This window comes from Nonomuraea sp. SBT364 (assembly GCF_001083785.1).
Lineage (GTDB): Bacteria > Actinomycetota > Actinomycetes > Streptosporangiales > Streptosporangiaceae > Nonomuraea.
The window spans coordinates 17,809-34,537 of sequence record NZ_LAVL01000088.1; the positions used below are offsets into that span (position 1 = coordinate 17,809).

At 70.3% G+C, this 16,729-nt stretch carries 16 protein-coding genes; 8 read left to right on the top strand and 8 right to left on the bottom strand.

From position 1 onward, the window contains the following. Positions 1-16: 16 nt before the first annotated feature. Genes ADY59_RS30395 through ADY59_RS30410 form a run of 4 tightly spaced genes read right to left on the bottom strand, consistent with a single transcriptional unit; the run spans position 17 to position 4,111 of the window. Positions 17-1,252, bottom strand: coding sequence for a hypothetical protein (locus tag ADY59_RS30395; protein ID WP_049569177.1), 1,236 nt, complete (start codon positions 1,250-1,252; stop codon positions 17-19). Further along, positions 1,249-2,262: a Gfo/Idh/MocA family protein gene (locus tag ADY59_RS30400; protein ID WP_049569182.1), complete on the bottom strand. Its 1,014-nt coding sequence runs from the start codon at positions 2,260-2,262 to the stop codon at positions 1,249-1,251. The genes ADY59_RS30395 and ADY59_RS30400 overlap by 4 nt, the downstream gene beginning before the upstream one ends. Next, the gene (locus tag ADY59_RS49065; protein WP_049569185.1) at positions 2,259-3,074 is read right to left on the bottom strand and encodes a sugar phosphate isomerase/epimerase family protein; all 816 of its coding nucleotides are present in this window, start codon (positions 3,072-3,074) and stop codon (positions 2,259-2,261) included. Before ADY59_RS49065 ends, ADY59_RS30400 begins: the two co-directional genes overlap by 4 nt. Further along, complete coding sequence (locus ADY59_RS30410) at positions 3,071-4,111, bottom strand: Gfo/Idh/MocA family protein (RefSeq protein ID WP_197093936.1); 1,041 nt, start codon at positions 4,109-4,111, stop codon at positions 3,071-3,073. The genes ADY59_RS49065 and ADY59_RS30410 overlap by 4 nt, the downstream gene beginning before the upstream one ends. Positions 4,112-4,185: 74 nt before the next feature. Here ADY59_RS30410 and ADY59_RS30415 point away from each other — a divergent pair, with 74 nt between their 5' ends. Then, complete coding sequence (locus ADY59_RS30415; RefSeq protein WP_049569192.1) at positions 4,186-4,449, top strand: acyl carrier protein; 264 nt, start codon at positions 4,186-4,188, stop codon at positions 4,447-4,449. Here the strand turns inward: ADY59_RS30415 and ADY59_RS30420 are convergent. Beyond that, the gene (locus ADY59_RS30420) at positions 4,418-5,983 is read right to left on the bottom strand and encodes a condensation domain-containing protein (protein WP_197093937.1); all 1,566 of its coding nucleotides are present in this window, start codon (positions 5,981-5,983) and stop codon (positions 4,418-4,420) included. The genes ADY59_RS30415 and ADY59_RS30420 overlap by 32 nt on opposite strands. A 325-nt stretch (positions 5,984-6,308) precedes the next feature. Between ADY59_RS30420 and ADY59_RS30425 the strand changes: the two genes are divergently transcribed. Beyond that, entirely contained in the window at positions 6,309-8,552 is a 2,244-nt protein-coding gene (locus ADY59_RS30425; protein WP_082310523.1) for a peptidase domain-containing ABC transporter, read from the top strand. On the opposite strand, the gene ADY59_RS30430 is transcribed toward ADY59_RS30425, so the two are convergent. Further along, a complete protein-coding gene (locus tag ADY59_RS30430; RefSeq protein WP_049569202.1) occupies positions 8,537-9,118 on the bottom strand; it encodes an LmbU family transcriptional regulator in 582 nt (193 codons plus the stop codon). The two genes, ADY59_RS30425 and ADY59_RS30430, sit on opposite strands and share 16 nt — an antisense overlap. A gap of 235 nt (positions 9,119-9,353) precedes the next feature. Here ADY59_RS30430 and ADY59_RS30435 point away from each other — a divergent pair, with 235 nt between their 5' ends. After that, complete coding sequence (locus ADY59_RS30435) at positions 9,354-10,481, top strand: acyl-CoA dehydrogenase family protein (RefSeq protein WP_049569204.1); 1,128 nt, start codon at positions 9,354-9,356, stop codon at positions 10,479-10,481. Next, on the top strand, positions 10,478-11,941 hold the full coding sequence (locus tag ADY59_RS30440) for an amino acid adenylation domain-containing protein (RefSeq protein WP_049569205.1): 1,464 nt from the start codon (positions 10,478-10,480) through the stop codon (positions 11,939-11,941). Before ADY59_RS30435 ends, ADY59_RS30440 begins: the two co-directional genes overlap by 4 nt. On the opposite strand, the gene ADY59_RS30445 is transcribed toward ADY59_RS30440, so the two are convergent. Then, entirely contained in the window at positions 11,909-13,336 is a 1,428-nt protein-coding gene (locus ADY59_RS30445; protein WP_049569208.1) for a class I adenylate-forming enzyme family protein, read from the bottom strand. The genes ADY59_RS30440 and ADY59_RS30445 overlap by 33 nt on opposite strands. Positions 13,337-13,418: 82 nt before the next feature. Between ADY59_RS30445 and ADY59_RS30450 the strand changes: the two genes are divergently transcribed. The 3 genes from ADY59_RS30450 to ADY59_RS30460 all read left to right on the top strand — a co-directional run bounded on the left by ADY59_RS30450 (position 13,419) and on the right by ADY59_RS30460 (position 16,341). Beyond that, positions 13,419-13,925 carry a phosphopantetheine-binding protein gene (locus ADY59_RS30450; RefSeq protein WP_082310524.1) on the top strand — a complete coding sequence of 169 codons (507 nt, stop codon included), beginning with the start codon at positions 13,419-13,421 and terminating at the stop codon, positions 13,923-13,925. Next, complete coding sequence (locus ADY59_RS30455; RefSeq protein ID WP_049569212.1) at positions 13,922-15,304, top strand: AMP-binding protein; 1,383 nt, start codon at positions 13,922-13,924, stop codon at positions 15,302-15,304. The genes ADY59_RS30450 and ADY59_RS30455 overlap by 4 nt, the downstream gene beginning before the upstream one ends. A gap of 161 nt (positions 15,305-15,465) precedes the next feature. Then, positions 15,466-16,341, top strand: a complete 876-nt coding sequence (locus ADY59_RS30460) for an NAD(P)-dependent oxidoreductase (protein ID WP_049569216.1) — start codon at positions 15,466-15,468, stop codon at positions 16,339-16,341. Here ADY59_RS30460 and ADY59_RS50450 read toward each other — a convergent pair. Beyond that, the gene (locus ADY59_RS50450; RefSeq protein ID WP_331459547.1) at positions 16,222-16,668 is read right to left on the bottom strand and encodes a helix-turn-helix domain-containing protein; all 447 of its coding nucleotides are present in this window, start codon (positions 16,666-16,668) and stop codon (positions 16,222-16,224) included. The genes ADY59_RS30460 and ADY59_RS50450 overlap by 120 nt on opposite strands. Here ADY59_RS50450 and ADY59_RS53760 point away from each other — a divergent pair. Beyond that, the coding region (locus ADY59_RS53760; RefSeq protein ID WP_331459548.1) for an AraC family ligand binding domain-containing protein at positions 16,654-16,729 on the top strand (76 nt) is incomplete at its 3' end. The genes ADY59_RS50450 and ADY59_RS53760 overlap by 15 nt on opposite strands.

The window sequence follows — 16,729 nt, forward strand, 5'->3', positions numbered from 1 at the left end:
GATCCGGGGGCTCCCGTCACAGCGTCACCCGCCGGCGGGGGGCACTGCTGAGCAGCGACTCGAGCGCTCCCACGACCTGGCCGGCTCCGCCGTACCCGCCGCAGAAGCGGCGCATGGCGGCGTCCTGTGCCGCATGCAGCGGTTCGCGCGACGCCCTGCGCATGCCTTCGGCCAAGCCGTTCACCATCCGCGTCCAGACCTCGTCGCGCCGGCGGGCGTGGCCGCGTAGCCGCTCGGCGATGGCGAGGGTCTGCGCCAGGATGTCGCCGGTCGGCGACACCCGCCCGCCCGGGTCCACGAGCGCGTGCGGGAAGGCGCCGGCCGCCGCGCACTGCGCGATCTCACGGTAGTTGGTCAGGTGGCCGTAGTGCTGCTCGGGCAGGAAGACGAGCGGCGTGCCGTACGCCGCGCACTCCAGGGCTGTGGTGAGACCGGGCGGCGCCAGGCAGGCCAGCGCCGCGTTCATCGACTTCAGGATGGCTCCGTGTTCCATGGGAGCCGGCTCGATCCTGCCGGGGACGCGGGCCCGGGCGAGCACGGCGGGGTTGCCCGCCAGCACGATCGGCTCCCCGGCGCCGTGGACCTGTGCCGCCTCGTCCAGGAGGACGCCGACCACCTCGACCCAGGCCAGGGCCGATTCCACGGGAACGAGCGGATTCACGATGCCGCTCGTGGTCGCCAGCCACCCCGTCCTGGGCGCGTGCGCGCGATGCGACAGGTCGACGATCGCGTCGACCGGCGTGACGTTCGGCAGGCCACGCAGCAGCCCCAGCCGTGGTGCCACCTTGGGGGCGCGCTGCGCGCAGGTGAGGTCGCTCAGGTGGTGCGCGATGTACTGGCTGTCGTGCAGCGTGATCGACCGCATGGCCTCCAGGCCGCCGGTCGTCACCAGGTGGCCGGCCGTCCGACGCAGATCCGCCTCCCGCTCGGGGGACCACGACCAGAACCAGTAGAGGCTGTCCACGTACAGGCACGGAACGTCGTTGATGCGCGCCCACAGGGGCAGGAAGGGATCCATGACGCTGATGGCCGCGTCGAACCCGCCGGGTGCGACGGCGGCGAGCTCCGCCATGGACCCGACCTCGGTGATCGAGGTGAAGGTGGCGGCGTTCGCCCTGGCGAAGGTGAGCGCCGACTTCTCGCCCACGAGGTGGCACTCGGCTCCTCGTCCGGCCAGTTCGGCGCAGACGGCGTGCAGTTTGGACGCGGGGCCGAAGCCGAAGGCCTCGGCGGTCACCAGCACTCTGGTCATGCCTGCGGGCCTCTCCCTGTCGCGCGGTAGATCTGCTGGAGAAGCTCGACCATGCCGACCCCTGAGCGGGCGTCGGCCACGAGCGGCTCTCCTGAGGTGATGGCGGCCGCGAAATTGGCGATCTGACGGCGGTGGGAGACGCCGTAGTAGCCGATGCCGGGTGCCGGCTCCATCGTCTCCGCCGGGTGCTCGACCGTCGCCACCGCGCCGGTCGCCCGATGCAGAGTGCTGGGGTGGTCGAGGTCGAGGCAGACGCTGCCGGCGCTGCCCACCAGCTCCAGCCTGGTGCGCCACAGCGTCGCGCTGCCCACCGTGACATTGAGCGTCACCGGGGTGGCGCCCGCGAGCAGCAGCGCGCTGAGCGTGTCCTCGGTCTCGATCACCTCGCCGAGCCGCGCCCGGCCCGCGATCGCCGCCCGCACCTCCAACGGGCCAAGCAGCGACCGGGTCACGTCCAGACAGTGGTAGCCCTGATTGACCAGTGCCGAGCCGCCTTCGCCCGCCCAGGTGCCACGCCAGTAGCTGTCGCTGTAGTAGTCGGCGGTGCGGGACGCCTCCAACGACACCTGCGCGTACAGGAGAGTGCCGAGCAGTCCCTGTCCGACCCAGCGGCGCACCGCTACGACCAGCGGGTCGTAGCGGTGCTGCGAGACGACCGAGAGGACCAGGCCGCGCTCCTCGGCCAGCTTGACCAGCTGCTCACCGTCCTCCTTCGACAGCGCCAGGGGCTTTTCCACCAGTACGTGTTTGCCCGCGAGCAACGCGCGCGCGGCCAGCCGGTGATGCCCGGCGTGGTCGACGGCCACCGACACGCTGGTCACCGACGGATCGCGCAGAACCCGCTCCACCGAGTCGGTGGCCGCGCCCACGCCGTGGGCGGCCGCGAAGGCGCGTGCCGTGGCCAGATCGCGGTCGCAGGCCCACGCCAGCTCGCCGTGCGTCAGAGCGCCGAAGCCGTCCGCGTGGTTGGGCGCCACGCGGCCACAGCCCACGATGGCGTGCCTGATCATCGGTATTCCTTCATGTACTCGACGAACTGCGGCAGCGCGACCTGGGGCTCGGCCAGCTCGGGATTCCAGTACTTCTCCCATTCCAGCGAGACCCAGCCGTCGAACCGCTTGCCGCCGATCCACCCCAGCACTTCGCGCAGCGGCAGCCCGCCCTCGCCCATGAGGACGTACTTCCAGCCGTCGGCCGTCTCCGCCATGTCCTTGGCCTGGAGGTAGAGCAGCCACGGCCTGATGTTCTCCCAGGTCTGCGCGGCCTGCTCGCCTTCCAGGTAGGGGTTGCCCAGGTCCCACTGCACGCCGATCTCGGGGCCTTGGAAGCCGGTGAGCGCCTCGGCCACGAACTGACTGCACGACATGCCGCGGATGCCCGGTGCGTCACGAGAGTCGTGCAGTTCGAGTGCGAGGCGTACGCCCGTTTCACGAAGGTCGGCGCGCAACTCCTCCAGCGCCTCACGCAGCCACCCCGCGGCGCCGGCGTCCGGGGGGTGGGCGCCGGGGAACACCCGCAGGAACGTCGCGGAGAACGCGGCCGCCAGGCGCAGCATGGACCGTGTCTCCGCCAGGACACGCTCTCTGGCCGGTCCGGGTGGTGCCGCCAGATCGATGCTGCTGTCCAGCGCGGGTACGGCCAGACCGGATTCCGCGCAGGCGGCGGCGATGCGCAGGGCCAGTTCGGGCGGGAAGTCAGGGCCGATGATGTGACCGTCGACCAAGCGCCACTCGATGCCGTCGAAGCCATGACGCACGGCGGCGTCGACTGCTTCGGCCCAGGTCCAGCCGGGACAGCCGAGCGTGCTGAAGGCGAGCTTCACGTGAGACTCCTTATCGCTACGCGGCACCGTTCCATGACCTCGATCTGGCGCCTGACGCTTTCTGGGGAGATGTCCAAGGGGCGGCCGTTCCGCAGGCTGTCGTGCAACCGCCGATACAGCCGGACGAGGCTGGCGGCATAGGTCTCGTCGTCCAGCCGGCACTCCTCCTCGGTCCACACCAGTTCCTCGGAGTCGTAGCCGCGGTCCGCCGGCGGCTCCCCGCTCACCTGGCGCGCGGGGAGAAGGTCGGTGTCCAGATAGCGCCACCGGAGGCGCTTCGGGCCTCCGGTGAGCGCGCCGCGTGTCCCCGTCACCAGCCATTGGTCCTGCGGGAAGGCGCAGGCGTTGCTGAATTCCAGGTCCACCGTGGGGCCGTCCGCGGACGTGAGGAGGATCTTGGCATGGTCCTCGGCGTCGCCGAGGCTCAGTGGGGTGCGCAGCCGTGAGCAGGTGACGTTCAGCCGGCCGCTGTCGCCGAGCAGGAGGAGCGCTTGGTCGAGGATGTGGCTGGCATCGTTGTTGATCATGCCGCCGCCGCACCGGTTGAGCGTCTGCCAGTCCCATCGCCTTCTGAAGGCGTGCCGTCTGATGGAGATCTGGATGATCTCGCCGAGCTTCTCCGATGCGATGACCTCGCGGACCTTCCGGAAATCGGCCGCGTACCTCAGGTTCTGGCTGCTGATCAGCGATCGGCCGGCCCGCTCGCTCGCCGCGAACATCTCGCTCGCCTCGGCCGGGGAGAGCGCGAAGGGCTTCTCCACGAGGACGTGCTTGCCCCCGTCGAGTGCCTGGACGGCATGGGTCGCGTGCAAATGGCTCGGCGAGGCCACGACGACCAGCTCGACATCGCTGTCGGCCACCATTTCGGAGACCGTTGGATAACCGGCGCAGCCGTACTCGGCGACGGCCTCGCCGATACGGTCGGCGACGGGATCCGTCGCGGCGACGAGCCGGAATTCGCCCGGCAATGCGGCGATGGCGGCCACGTGCAGGCCCCAGCCGGATCGGCCCAATCCTATGACGCCCACGTTGATCACGGCGCTCTCCTTCCGAAAAACAGCGCCCTCCCCGAGCATGTGAGAATCGAAGCCATTCTCGTCAAGGAGGCAATATGACTGCCGACGATGTCATGGAGACCGTACGCGCATTCCTGGCCGACGAAATCCTGGAGGACCGGAGCGCGATGCCGGCCGCCGACACCCCATTACTTGAATGGGGTATTCTCACCTCTTTGTCCACCATGCGGCTGGTGAGTTTCATCGCCCAGCGATATGGCGTGACCGTGCCGACCGAAGAAGTGGTGGGCGCCAATTTCCGCGACCTGGCGAGCATCGCCGGACTGGTCATCTCGTTGTCCGCAGCGCCTGCGTCCTGACGTCCCCCCGTCCCGCCGGCGGGACGCCGACGCGCACCACCGGCGGGACGACGAAGCGCTGCGCGTCCGCCCGCTCGGCGCAGTAGGCCTCCAGTTCCCCGGCCGTGACCCGGCCGAGCACGAACGCCTCGGCCCGCGCGGAGTCACCGCCGGCCCGCACCCGGGCGTCCTCCACGAGCGGATGGCTCAGCAGCAGGTCCCTGACGGCTCCGGGGTCGGCGAAAACCGTCCCGGCGGGACCCAGCGGAACGAGGCCGGGGGAGCGCCGTGCGGACACGCACTCCGCGTCCACGCTCTCGACACGCTCGGCCAGGCGCCGCATGATCGCCGCCGTGGTGGCCGGCGAGAACGACTTCCTGTCGAAGGCGATGCCGATGGAAACACCGTCCGGCCGCTCCTCCAAGTGCAGTGACACCCCGCTGGAACTGGACACCGGCGGATCGTAGGCGCCGGGCGAGACATCGAGTTCCCCGGGGGTGCGCAGATCCCTGTAGCCCTTGCCGTGCCTGAGGTTGGCCGCCACCATGACGCGCGGCTCGAACCCCCACGTGTGGGCGAGGTCGCGCCTGGCGCCGCTGAGCGTGGCGTCGTCGACGGAGGAGTGCCGAAGCGCGTCCATCAGCGTTCCGCGCACCTGAGCGGGAACGCCCCGCTCGGTCCGGTGCACCGTCATCGGCAGCACCAGGGTGAACATGCCGACGACCTGCCCCTGCGTGGCGCTCCTGGTGTCGACGGGCACGTTGACGGTGACTCGGTCCTGCGGCGAGAAGTCGAGCAGCGTCGCGGCGACAGCGGCCAGCAGCCACTGGAAGCGCGTGCAGCGCTGCGTCCGGCAGGCCCGGGTGATCTTCATGAACGTGCCACCGGACACCTTGAACGCGTGGTAGTCGCATCCCCGCACCCCCTCTGACCGCAGCGAGAGGTGCGGGGACTGGTAGACGGGTGAGGACGCCACGACGGTGCGCCGCCAGTGGTCGCGTGCCGCGTCCGCATGCGGGCCGGCCGCACGCTGGGCGAGGGCGGCGGCGAAGAACCCGGCGCCCGCCGCGGCCTGCCCCGTGGCGCCGGCATAGCACTGCCACACCTGCTCGACCAGTAGATCCCTGCCCAGACCGTCGAGCACCAGATGGGGGAAGACGGCCAGGAAGGCGTGCAGGCCCGGCGAGTGACGCAGCAGGACGAACTCGAAGGGACGGTCCCGCGCCGGGTCCCAGGCGCGTGACAGCAGTTTCCTGTTGAGGCCGCGGACATACCTGTCGAACTGTTCCTCGGAGGCGCTCCGCACCTCCCGGCACAGGACCAGCCCCGGGCCGGAGGACGGGAGATCGCTCTGACGCAGCCCCGTCCGTGACTCGCGGACCACGACGCGCAGCGCCTCGTTACGCCGCACGACCGACTCCAGCGCCCCGGTGAAGGCCGCCGCGTCGAACGCGCCGCGCATCCGGTAGTTGAAGTACACGGGCGTGCGCACGTGCGGGTTCTTCCGGTCCGCGTGATAAATCTGCTCCTGGGCGAACGTCAATGGCGCATTCATTTGATTGCCTTCCTGCGGGCGGAAATTCATTCGTCGCCGGTCGAACATCTCGACGCGACATTGCCATTCGTAGCATTTGTTCCTACGCTGTCCGGCGTGAAATAGAAATTCGAGGAGGTGAAATCCAATGTTCGAATCCATCGACATCCGCGCGCTGCCGGACGAGGAGCTCGACGACCTGTTCGGAGGCTCTGAGGTCACGCTGGCCGCCAAGCACTCCTAGGAGCGCCGGGCAGTTGATACCGCGGTGTCGCGGCAGGTGATGCCGCGACACCGCTTTTCGTCACCGGCTTTTCATCGGCAGATCGACACAGGGGGCGACATCATGAGCAGACCGCACGACGAGCCGTCCGGCAGCGATATCGCCGGCCGCTTTCGCCGGCAGGCGCTCGCCCAGCGCGGAGGGGCACGCGAATTCGGATCCGTGCTCGACCGCGTGCTGGCGCTGCCGATTCTCCGCGGCGGGTTCGGGCGCTCCCGGGTTCCGGTCCGCTATCAGGCGCAACGCAGTGACTGCGGGCCCGCCGCCCTGTCGATGACCTTGGCCTCCCACGGCATCGACGTCGAGGTGGCCGAGCTGCGGCGCGCGACGAACGCGGGACGCGACGGCGTATCGGCCCGCTCCCTGCTTGAGGCGGGCCGGCGGTACGGCCTCCAGGGGCGCGGCATCCGGGCATCCCTGGAGGCGCTCCAGCACCTCCCGCCGGGCACGATCCTCTTCTGGCGGTTCCAGCATTTCGTCGTGCTGGAGAAGGCCGGCATGGGGTACGTCGACATCGTCGACCCCGCGCTGGGCCGCAGGCGGCTCAGCACACAGGCGGCCGGGGAGGCCTTCACGGGGGTCGCCCTCGAGTTCCAGCCACCGCTCGACCCGGGCGGCCGGCGCATGAGCTCGCAGTCGAGAAGCCCCTGGCGCTACCTGTCGTTCTTCCTGCCCCGGCACCGGGCCTGGGGGCCACTGATCGCCGCCTCCACGCTTCTGCTGGCCTTCAACCTCGTCATCCCGGTGTCCACCGCGCTGTTCGTGGAGCACGTACGGCCGGGCGCCGACGCCGTGCATCCCTGGACGGTCGCGGGCATGGCGCTGGCCGTGCTCGCGGTGTTCGCCGCCCTGCAATTCGTCAGGTCGATGTCGGTGCTGACCCTCCAGGTGGTCGCCGACAAGTCAGTGACGATCGGGACGCTGTGGCACCTGCTCTCGCTCCCCTTCGACTACCACACCAGCCGCAGCCCGGGGGATCTGGCGCTTCGGGTACGGACCAGCGCGAGCGTGCAGCGGGTGCTGACGGACTCCACGCTGGCGGCCGTCTTCGACGGCGTGCTGATCCTGGTCTACATGGCGCTGCTCCTGGTCTCCGATCTGATCCTGGCCTCGTTGGTGATCGTCCTCGCGCTCCTTCAGGTAGGCATCCTGCTGATCGGATGGCGCAGGCAGGAGCACCTCATGGCCGACATGCTGGAGATGCATTCGCAGTCGCAGAGCGAACTGGTGGAGATCCTCGACGGTGTGCCGACGCTGAAGGCGGCAGGCGCGGAGACCGTGGCGGGCGAGCGGTGGACGCATTCGCTCACCCAGGAGATCAACGCCCAGATCCGCAGCAGGCGCCATCTTCAGCTCTGGGGTACGGCAAGCAGGGCCCTGCAGTTCGCCGCCCCTGTCGTGGTGCTGATCTGCGGGGCCTTCCTCGTCATGCGCGGCGATCTGACCGTGGGAAAGGCGCTCGGCTTCGCCGCGCTGGCGATGGGGCTGTTCGTCCCGGTCGCCAACCTGGTCGCGGCGGGCCTGCAGGTGTCAGGCCTGGGGCCCACGCTCGCCAGGCTCCGGGATGTCCTGGAGAGCGAGCCCGAAGGCGGCGGGCGGCGGCTGCAGCCCGTCGAGCGGGTGCGTGGCGGCGTGGAAGCCCGTGACGTGTCGTTCTCCTACCCGGGAGGGCATGCCGTGCTCGACGGGGTGAGCTTCTCGGTCAGTCCCGGAGCCTTCGTGGCGCTGCTCGGACCGTCAGGGAGCGGCAAGTCCACGCTGGCGCTGCTCCTCGCGGGGCTGCACCTGCCGGCGCGGGGTCAGGTGCTGATCGATGGCACGGACACCACCCGCGTCGACCGGGCTTCGCTCCGCCGCCGGATCAGCTTCGTCAACCAGGACGCCAAACTCTTCGCCGGTACGATCCGGGAGAACATCACCTGGAGCCTGCCGGAAGCAGAGGAAGCCGACATCAGGGCCGCCGCCGAACTGGCGGGCATCGCCGAGGAGATCGAGGCGATGCCCATGGGATACCAGACGCTTCTCGGACCCGGCGGATCCGGCATCTCCGGCGGTCAGCGCCAGCGGATCTCGCTGGCGCGTGCGGTACTGCGCAAACCCGGACTGCTGATTCTGGACGAGGCGACGAGCGGGCTGGACCCGGAACTGGAGATGAAGATCTTCAGGAAGCTCCTGAGACTGGACATGACGCTCATCGTCATCGCCCACCGGCTGACCGTGGCGGAAGAGGCGGACGAAGTCCTGCGCTTCAGCGAAGGAAAGGTCATCAGAAGAGGCGACCCGTCCCTGACCTACTCGTCGAGCTGATGGACCGAGAGCGCGGCGACGGAGTCGAGCGCCATGGTGATCCACTCATCGATCGGCTGGTTGGCCGACACGGCGGCGGTCTTCCACAGCCGCTCCTTCTCCGGCGGCACCTTGAGGACGATCGACGCTGTCGCCAGCGACTGCTTCGCCTCCCCGGCGCGGGCGCTGCGCAACTCGCTGCGCAGCCGGTTGCGCGGCCAATTGTTCTGCTCCGCCCGGTCCAGCCACAGGTCCTGCTCGTGCGGCGGGAGCGAGGCGACCTCCGCGTGATGCTGGAAACTCAGTTTGTCCCTGCGCCGGCTAATCGGAATTCTCCGGGCCACCCAGGCGTAGTTGCGCAACGTCTGATATTCGAGCGAAGTCTGTTCGATCGCCTTCTTGTAGCGCCCCGGAAAGGACTCCTCGCCGAACACCAGCCAATCGCCGAGCCACCACACGGAAGAATCGGCGATGAGGTTGATCTGCCTGCCCAGCTGCCGCCAGGCGTCGAACGGGTATTTCTCCGGCAGGGCCAGCCCGAGCCGTCGCGGTTTCGCCCGGGAGTCCAGCCCCAGCCCTGTCTGCATGGCGTTCGGCCTGATGCGCGTGTGCGAGCCTTCCGTAGTGATCGCGGGTGCCGGACGGAGTCGCTCCATGGACATATCGACCGCCTTCCTTCGCTTGCATTTTCCGGCTGATACCCCTGGACCGGTGAGCCGTGCAGCGGACAGTACGATGCTTTACTTTCGACTCGCTTTAGTCTCTCTTTGGTCCCGCCGGCGGGACGGCCCCAGCACCGGTCCATCATGGGAAAGGAATGGCGTGGAATTCACCTGGCCCACCGAGGCGGCGGACGCATTCGCGCGCGTTGTGGCGTCCACCGAGAACTGGCCCGTGGCCGACGAGAATCTTTCCGGCCGCGAGCTGTGGGACGCGTGCGCGGAACTCGGCCTGCTCGGTCTGTCCGTCCCGCAGGAATACGGTGGCCAGGGTCACGGCTTCGTGACCACGGCACGCGCGGCCGAAGGATTCGGCCTGGGGTGCCGTGATTTCGGGCTGGTGTTCTCCGTCCTGGCCCACCTGTTCGCCTGTGCGATGCCCATAGCCGAGTTCGCCGGGCCCGCCGTACGCCGGCGCGTGCTGCCCGAGCTCTGCTCGGGACGGTGGCGGGGAGCCAACGCGATCACGGAGGATTCCGCGGGCTCCGACGCGACAGCCGTACGCGCCTCCGCCGTGCGCGAGGGTGACGCCTACCTGCTCAACGGCGCCAAGACGTTCGTGAGCAACGGGCCCGGCGCCGACGTGTTCGTGATCTACGCCCGCACCGACGACACAGCTGGACACCTGGGGCTGAGCGCTTTCGTCGTGGAACGCGGCACCCCCGGCTTGCAGGTGGGCGAGGCGTTCGAGAAGACCGGGCTGCGAAGCTGCCCGGCCAGCGGCCTGACCCTGCGGGACTGCCGGGTTCCCGCCGGAGCGCGGCTCGGCCGCGAAGGCCAGGGGGCGGCGATCTTCCAGGCGGCCATGCGCTGGGAGCGCACGTGCCTGTTCGCCGCGTATCTGGGCCAGATGACCAGAGTCGTGGACCGGTGCGTCCAGCAGGCGCGCTCACGCAGGCAGTTCGGCCGGCGCATCGGGGCGAACCAGGCCGTGTCGCACCGCCTGGCGAGGCTGCAACTCGGCGTGGAAGCCGCCAGGCTCCTGCTGTATCGCGCGTGCTGGCTCCTCGACAGGGGAGAGCCGGCCACCTCGGAGATCGCCATGGCCAAACTGGCGGTCAGCGAGAGTGCGGTGGAGACGTCGCTGGCCGCCGTGCACCTGTTCGGCGGCGCGGGAGTCCGCGTCGACGACGGCATCGAGCTGGAGCTGAGGAACGCGCTGCCCAGCACGATCTTCTCCGGGACCTCGGAGATGCAACTGGAGCAGATCGCGGCGGGGATGCGGCTATGACGACGCTCTGCGACCTCGTGCGCGCTGGTGCGGAAAGGACACCGGAGGCGCTCGCCGTGTCCGCGCCGGACGGAGACGTCGGCTACGGCCGCCTGGACGCCATGTCCAACCAGCTCGCGCACGTGCTGGCGGCACGCGGCGTGCGCCGTGGCGACCGCGTGGCGATCTGGCTGGACAAGTCGGTGTGGATGGTGGCCGCGATGCAGGCGGTGTTGCGGCTGGGGGCGGCTTACGTGCCCGTCGATCCGCTCGGCCCGGCCGGTCGCGCCGCCGCCGTGATCGCCGACTGCCGGCCCCGTGTGCTGGTCACGACGCCGGTCCGGGCGCGGTCCCTGCCGGCGACGCCGGGCGTGGCGCTGCTGACCGGCTGGGAGGAGGTGGCCGGCTGCCCGGCCGGACGACCGGACGTCCCGCCTCCCCGGCCGGGCGACCTGGCGTACATCCTGTACACCTCCGGCTCGACCGGCCTGCCCAAGGGCGTTTGCCAGTCACACGCCGGTGCACTCGCCTTCGTCGAATGGGCGGCGGGGGAGCTCGGGGCCCGGCCCGCCGACAGGTTCGCCAACCAGGCCCCGCCCCAGTTCGATCTGTCAGTCCTCGATCTGTACGTGGCGTTCATGGCCGGGGCCTCCGTCCATCTGGTGTCACACGAGCACGCCTACGCGCCGGAACGCCTGGTGGCGTTCGTGCGGGAGCACGCGATCACGGTCTGGTACTCGGTGCCGTCGGCGCTGATGATGATGGAACGCGACGGAGAATTGCTGCAGGCCGGGCCGCTGGGCCTGCGGGCCGTGCTGTTCGCCGGAGAGCCCTACCCGGTCGCGCACCTGCGTCGCCTCCGCGACGCGTGGCCGCAGGTGCGCTTCCTCAACCTGTACGGGCCGACGGAGACCAACGTCTGCACCTTCTACGAGGTGCCCGTGCCGGGGCGGGAGGTGCCGATCGGGCGCGCCTGCTCCGGCGCCGAGGTGTGGGTGGAACGTGACGACGGCAGCCGTGCGGACGTGGGCGAGGAAGGCGAGCTCGTGGTGCGGGGCCCGACGGTGATGCTCGGGTACTGGGGCCGGCCTCCGCAGGACGGCGCGCCGTACAGGACGGGGGACCGCGTCGTGCTCGGTGCCGATGGGAACCTGAGATATCGCGGGCGCAGGGACGGCATGGTGAAGGTGCGCGGCCACAGGATCGAGCTGGCGGAGGTCGAGGAGGTTCTGAACGCCCACCCCGCGGTGGCCGAGGCCGCCGCGACCGTCGAGGGTGAAGGCTTGGCCGCCCGCCTGGTCGCCTGGCTCGTCCCGCGGGGCACGCGGGCCCCCGGCCTGCTTGAGATCAAGCGGCACTGCGCGGCCTCGCTGCCGCGCTACATGATCATCGACGTGGTCCGTGAGCTGGACCGGCTGCCCAGAACGGCGACCGGCAAGATGGACAGGCTACGGCTGGCCGGGCGGACGCGACAGGCGTGAAAGCGCTGACCTGTCGACCTTGCCGGTGGAGCCGCGCGGCATGTCGTCGAGCACATGGCACAGGTCGGGGAGCTTCTGCGGCCCGAGCCTGATCTCCAGCTCGCGCAGGATATCGGTGCCGGGGAGCGAACCGACCGCGTACAGGACCGTCTTCCCTCCCTCGGCAGGAGGCACCAGCGCCGCCTCGTGCACGCCGGGGATGGAGAACGCGGCGGCCTCGATCTCCGCGACGCTGGCGCGGACGCCTTTGAGCTTGAAGATGTGGTCCCGGCGTCCGTGGAAGTAGAGATGCCCGGCTTCGTCGAGGCTACCGATGTCGCCGGTTCGCAGGAACGGTACGCCGGTCACGGCGTCCACGCCGAAGGTGCGGGAGGTGAGCTCGGGGGCTCGCCAGTATCCGGCCATCACGTGCGGGCCGTGCACCACGATCTGCCCGCTCTCCCCCGCGGGCAGGGGCCGGTCGTGCCGGTCGAGGATGGAGACCGACGTGCTGTCGAGGGGGGTGCCGACCGAGCGCGGCCTGGCGAGATAGCCGTCGGGCTCCAGGATCGACACGCGTTTGCACTCCGTGAGCCCGAACATGAGCTGGACGGCCGCGCGGGGGAAGGATCCCTTCAAAGCGTTGATCGTGGCCGGCGGCAGCTGGTCACCGGTGTTGGTGAACAGGCGCACCCGCTGAAGCGGGGAGCCACGCCCCGCGAGCCGGGCGAGCATGACGGCCAGGCCGGGGACCACGGGCACGACGGTCGCCTCCTGCTGTCGCAGCGCCACCGCGAGCCGCGCGTCGTCCTGTGGATCGGCCAGCACCAGCGTGGCTCCCGAAAGCGCCGCCAGGAAAATCTGGTAAAGGCCGTAGTCGAAATTGAGCGGCAATCTACAGAAAATCGTGTCTTCCGCCCTGTAGCGCAAACGCTGCTGAACGGCACGCGCCGCGAAAAGTATCTGGGCGTGCGGCGCGACGACGGCCTTCGGTTCCGCGGTGCTCCCGGACGTATAGAACAGAATCAGCGGATCAGCCGGGGTGTTCGCCGGGTGCGCCGGGGCGTCGGCGATCTGCGGTCCGGACATCTCCCGCCACGCGCCGGCCAGGTCCACGGTCAGCGCCGGTTCCGCGTCCCGCACGATCTGGGCGCGCTGGTAAGGCCTGAGCGTGTCGCTCACGGGGACGAAAATCACGCCGGCGCGGGAGCATCCGAAAAGCGCGGCGAGGAAGCGCCGGTCAGGAAGGGCGGGCACGAGGACGCGGTCGCCGCGCTGGACGCCCCGCCGGCGCAGCCAGCCGGAAAAGGCCATGCTGTTGCGCCGGAGTTCGTCATAGGACCACGAGGCCATTCGATCGCGAACTGCCGGGCGGCCGGGATCGGAGATGGAATCGATTATGTCATGCACCAGCATGCTGCAGAACCGCCTTTGCTGATCGAGTCGCGCCGGGCTAGCATCCCAGGACACGATATCCGGCGGAATTTAAGGTGCTGACATGACGGCGGAGAAAGTGGCGCTGGCCCACCCGTACGTTAAATCGGCGGCGTTGTTCACGCACGCGGGTGAATTGGCGATCGCCGTGGTTCCCGAGCTTTATTCGAGTGCCGTGGAAATACGCGACCATCTGTGGCGGGAAATGGCCGGCGACGCCCCCACGCTGGTCATCCTGGTGGCGGAGTTGCCCGTCGGCGATGACGGCGCCGTACGTCACGACCTGCTGAGCCGGCGTGTGGGCACACTCGAACCCGGCGAGCTGTCACGCTACGCCGAGCCGGCGGGGGACGTGGAACGGACTCTCCAGCGGATCTTCGCCGAGGCCGTCGGGGTGGAGCGCGTGGGCGTGCTCGACGACCTCATCGACCTGGGCGGCGACTCGCTCGCGGTGGTGCGGGTGAGCGCGCTGATCTCGGAACGACTCGGGGCGGAGATCCCGCTGGAAGCGGTCTTCGAAGCCTCCACCGTCCGGGGGATCGCCCGGCTGGTCGAACGTGAACAGCCGTGATCCCCGTCAACGGGGCCCGTGACGACATCGCCTTCGTCGTGCCCGGCGGTGAGGACGTTCGCTACGGCGACCTTCCGCGGGCTATGGAGCCCTGGCGCCGGCTGGCAGGGGAGCGTACCGGCAAGGAACTGGTGGCTCTGTTCTGCGACCTGTCGCTGCCGTCGATCGTGAGCTACCTGGCATGCCTCGAGGCCGGGCACGCCGTACTGCTCGCCGACCCGGCACTGACGGACGCGGCGACCGCACGCCTGCTCGAGGCCTACCGCCCCGGGCTGGTGCTGCACCGTCAGGGACGGCCGCCGGACGGGTACACGCGACTGGCGCAGGCGCCGGCCTGGGAGCGCGCCTCCACGCGGGAAACACCGCTTCACGAGGATCTCGCCCTGCTGATGATGACCTCGGGCACGACAGGACGGCCGCGCGTGGCCGCCCTGTCTCATGCGAACCTGGCCGGCAACGCCGCCGCCATCGTGCGGGCACTGGAGATGAGCGCGGCGGACAGGGCGATCACGTCGCTGCCGCTCCACTACTGCTACGGCCTGTCGGTGCTCAACAGTCATCTGGCGTGCGGCGCCAGCCTCGTGATCACCTCCGCGTCGCCCACGAGCCGGAGGTTCCTGCGGCTCGTCGGCACCGAGAAGGTGACCTCCATGGCCGGCGTGCCGTTGACGTACGAGGCGCTGTGGCCTCTTCTCCGCCGGCAGTGGCCGGGGTCGCTGCGCTCGCTCACCCAGGCGGGCGGCGCCCTCCGCACCGTCGGCGACTACGCCGAACTCGCGAACGATCACGATGCACGTTTCTGGGTCATGTACGGGCAGACCGAGGCGACGGCCAGGATGTCGGTCCTGGACACCGCGGCCTCGCCCGAGGCGATCGGATCCGTGGGTCGTGCCGTCCCCGGGGGGTCGTTCACCATCGACGAAACCGGCGAGATCGTCTATCAGGGGCCCAACGTCATGCTCGGCTATGCGGACACCCGGGAGGACCTCGCCCTCGGTGACCGGCAGCGCGGACTGCTGCGCACCGGCGACCTCGGCGCGCTGATCGACGGCTTCCTCTACCTGCGCGGCAGGGTCAAGCGCATCGTCAAGGTGGCGGGCAAGCGGATCAACCTGGACGAGATCGAGTCGACGCTGAACGGCGCGGGCCGCGTCGCGGTCGTGGAATGCGCCACGGGAATGACCGCGTACTGCCTCGAAGGCGAACACGTCGTACGCCGGCACGCCGCCGCGGTCTGCGCACGACTGGGTCTGCCGCCCGCCAGTCTGCGCGTCGAGGTGGCGGAGACCCTCCCGTGCACGGCGTCAGGCAAGATCGACTACCGGCGCCTCGAAGCTCTCGGCGACCGCGGGACAGGAGCCGTCGCACCACCACGCTGAGGCGTGACCGGCGCCGACTCCGGACGGCTTCTCCACGCCGCCTCTCCGGGCGGACGCCGCGCACGGGCCCGACGTACAGGCGGTACGTCGTCCCGGCGGCACGCCCCGTCCCGCGCACAACCGTTCAAGACCGGCCCGTGCCCCGCGGGTACAACGAGGGGATGGACATCGGCTTCATCGGCCTGGGGCTCATGGGCGCGCCCATGGCGCTCAACCTGGCCCGCGCGGGCGGCCTCGTCGTCTGGAACCGCACCCCGGCCCGCGCCGAGCCGCTGCGCGCGGCGGGCGCCGACGTGGCGGACGGACCCGGCGAGGTGTTCCGGCGTGCCCGTTTCGTGTTCCTCATGCTGGCGGACGAGGGCGCCGTCGACGACGTGCTCGGCCGGGGGACGCCGGAGTTCGCGGCCCGCGTCGCCGGACGCACCGTGGTGCACATGGGCACGACCTCGGCCGCGTACTCCGCCGGGCTGGACGCGGCCGTGCGCGCCGCCGGCGGCCGGTACGTGGAGGCGCCCGTCTCCGGGTCGCGCGGCCCCGCCGAGGAGGGGCGCCTCGTCGCCATGCTCGCCGGCGACCCCGGAGCGGTCGGGGACGTGCGCCCGCTGCTGGGGCCGATGTGCCACCAGAGCGTCGTCTGCGGGGCGGCGCCGTCGGCGCTGCTGATGAAGCTGGCGGTCAACCTGTTCCTCATCACGATGGTCACCGGGCTGGCCGAGGCCACGCACTTCGCCGACCGGCACGGGCTCGACCTGCGGCGCTTCCAGGAGGTGCTGGCCACCGGCCCGATGGCCAGCGTCGTGTCGCGCGGCAAGGCGGCCAAGCTCGTCGAGGGGGAGCTGTCCCCGCAGGCGGCCGTCGCCGACGTGCTCAAGAACAACCGGCTCATCGCCGAGGCCGCCCGATCCGCCGGGCTCGCCTCACCGCTGCTCGACGCCTGCCACGCGCTGTTCGCCGAGACGCTCGCCCTCGGCCACGGCGGCCTCGACATGGCCGCCGTCATCAAGGCGCTCGAAGCCAGAACCGCCAGAACCGCCTGACCCGCCGTCCGGCGCTCCACCCGTGGCCCATCGGGAGGTGTCCGCGGCGTCCGGCGGTGTGCAGGCGGCCTGCCAGCGGGCGGGGGTGAGGCCGTACGCGCCCTTGAACCTGCGCGTCAGATGGCTCTGGTCGGCGAAGCCGGCGGCCAGCGCGGCGGCGGCCGGCGGGAGGCCGCCGCGCAGCGCCCGCCGCGCCACGTCGAGCTGCCGCATGGTGCGGAACCGGGTCGGGCTGGTGCCGAACGCGGCCCGGAACTGCCGCGCGATCGTCCACCGGTCCAGCCCCGACACCCGCTCGAACTCCGCCACCGGATGCCGCACCGGCACGACACGTACGCGATCGGGATCACGCTGACGGGTGTGCAGACCTTCCGCTACCGGGGGGAGG

Excerpts from the sequence above, each read along its gene's own strand:
- ADY59_RS30440 (WP_049569205.1), top strand. The coding sequence starts at position 10,478 with ATGACGACGCTCTGCGACCTCGTGCGCGCTGGTGCGGAAAGGACACCG.
- ADY59_RS30400 (WP_049569182.1), bottom strand. The coding sequence starts at position 2,262 with ATGATCAGGCACGCCATCGTGGGCTGTGGCCGCGTGGCGCCCAACCAC.
- ADY59_RS30420 (WP_197093937.1), bottom strand. The coding sequence starts at position 5,983 with ATGAATGCGCCATTGACGTTCGCCCAGGAGCAGATTTATCACGCGGAC.
- ADY59_RS30450 (WP_082310524.1), top strand. The coding sequence starts at position 13,419 with ATGACGGCGGAGAAAGTGGCGCTGGCCCACCCGTACGTTAAATCGGCG.
- ADY59_RS30430 (WP_049569202.1), bottom strand. The coding sequence starts at position 9,118 with ATGCAGACAGGGCTGGGGCTGGACTCCCGGGCGAAACCGCGACGGCTC.
- ADY59_RS30460 (WP_049569216.1), top strand. The coding sequence starts at position 15,466 with ATGGACATCGGCTTCATCGGCCTGGGGCTCATGGGCGCGCCCATGGCG.
- ADY59_RS30415 (WP_049569192.1), top strand. The coding sequence starts at position 4,186 with ATGACTGCCGACGATGTCATGGAGACCGTACGCGCATTCCTGGCCGAC.
- ADY59_RS30445 (WP_049569208.1), bottom strand. The coding sequence starts at position 13,336 with ATGCTGGTGCATGACATAATCGATTCCATCTCCGATCCCGGCCGCCCG.
- ADY59_RS30395 (WP_049569177.1), bottom strand. The coding sequence starts at position 1,252 with ATGACCAGAGTGCTGGTGACCGCCGAGGCCTTCGGCTTCGGCCCCGCG.
- ADY59_RS30425 (WP_082310523.1), top strand. The coding sequence starts at position 6,309 with ATGAGCAGACCGCACGACGAGCCGTCCGGCAGCGATATCGCCGGCCGC.